Source organism: Peribacillus sp. NPDC056705 (assembly GCF_043656335.1).
In genome coordinates, this window is the sequence record NZ_JBHTYI010000161.1 from 1 (window position 1) to 1548 (window position 1548).

Sequence of the window (1548 nt, forward strand, 5' to 3'; positions counted from 1 at the left end):
GGGGAGGATCGCCCATGAGTTTTGACAACATCAAACAAGCGGCTCTTGTTCACTTTGCTCGGGATGGCTACGAAGGGGCTTCACTCAAAAAAATCGCTGACGATAGCGGAATTAAGAAGCCATCCATTTATGCTCACTTCTCAAGCAAGGAAGATCTGTTCCTGCAAGTGCTGCAGGATGTATTCGAGCGTCAGGAGAAGCAGATGGAATCCTATTTCCTTCAAGCTCATGATCAGCCACTGGAACTTCAGTTAAAGGGCTTCCTGGAGGATCGCCAGCAAGCTTATCAACGAGACGATGAGGTTCGCTTCTTTCTGCGGATGGCTTTTTTTCCACCGAGCTCGCTCTATGATGAAGTCATGGCCATGGTCTATCCGATGCTGGATCAGCAAGAGAGCAATCTGGCCAAGCTGTTGGCCGGCGGATGTCCAGTTCACGGAAAAATCATCCGGTATCCGCGTAAAGCAGCCATCGCTTATATTACACTGCTTGATGGTATTCACCTTGAAATCGTATATGGCGGTGAGGAACGTGCCGCACGACGCGTAGATGCAGCTTGGCCGGTGTATTGGATTGGTGTGACCAAGCAAAGAGACAGCCATAACGAATAGTGAAATTAGGAATTGCGAGTTAAGGGAGAGACAGCCATATGAATCGGAATTGGTTATATGTTCTACTTGGTGGATTGGTGGAAATATTGTGGGTGATGGGACTCAAGCACTCTTCGAGTATATGGGAATGGGCAGGGACCTTGATTGCCATTGCTGCCAGCTTCCTGCTTCTTATCGAAGCAGCCAAACGGCTACCGGTCGGTACGGTCTACGCCGTCTTCACGGGAATCGGTACGGCAGGAACGGTCGCAACCGAGATGTTGGTCTTCGGTGAGCCGTTCAAGCTGCTTAAAGTCCTGCTCATCTGTTCGTTGTTGATTGGTGTAATCGGCCTTAAGCTCGTCACGAGTGACAAGGCACCAGCGGAGGTGAGTAAATAATGGCATGGATCGCACTTGTATTTGCCGGATTGTTCGAGATTGGCGGAGTCATTGGCATCAAGGGAGTCTCTCAGCGAAAGGGATGGCGATACGTACTGCTTCTAGCTGGTTCTTTCTCCATCAGCTTCTCGCTTCTCTCCTATGCCATGGTCTACTTGCCAATGGGAACTGCCTACGCCATTTGGACAGGTATTGGGACGGTTGGTGGCGCCATTACCGGGATGTTCATGTTCGGTGAACCGAAGGAATGGCGGAGAATCCTATTCATCGCCATGATCTTGTGCTCGGCCGTCGGATTGAAACTTTTTAGTTAGTTCGTTCAAACAATGTTCACAATTCAGGGAGAACCATAGGGAAGGACGACCGTAGTAAAGTTGAAACGGTCGTTCTTTTTCATATATAATTAATTTTGACCAGTTGGTCATATCAAGAACTACATAGTTCTCAGAGAGAGGTGAATCACTGATTGGCTGATAAAACGGCAGAGAAAAGACAGCAAATTCTCATCACTGCGATGCAGCTGTTTTCCGCGAAGGGTTCTTCGGATACGTCCATGC

General features: G+C 48.7%; 3 protein-coding genes. All 3 read left to right on the forward strand.

The window, feature by feature from the left end; all coding sequences use genetic code 11:
- The coding region (locus tag ACFRAK_RS28500) for a TetR/AcrR family transcriptional regulator (RefSeq protein WP_394573116.1) at positions 1-611 on the forward strand (611 nt) is incomplete at its 5' end.
- A gap of 38 nt (positions 612-649) precedes the next feature.
- Complete coding sequence (locus tag ACFRAK_RS28505) at positions 650-991, forward strand: DMT family transporter (RefSeq protein WP_394573117.1); 342 nt, start codon at positions 650-652, stop codon at positions 989-991.
- A complete protein-coding gene (locus ACFRAK_RS28510; RefSeq protein WP_394573118.1) occupies positions 991-1305 on the forward strand; it encodes a DMT family transporter in 315 nt (104 codons plus the stop codon). The genes ACFRAK_RS28505 and ACFRAK_RS28510 overlap by 1 nt, the downstream gene beginning before the upstream one ends.
- The last annotated feature ends 243 nt before the right edge of the window (positions 1306-1548 follow it).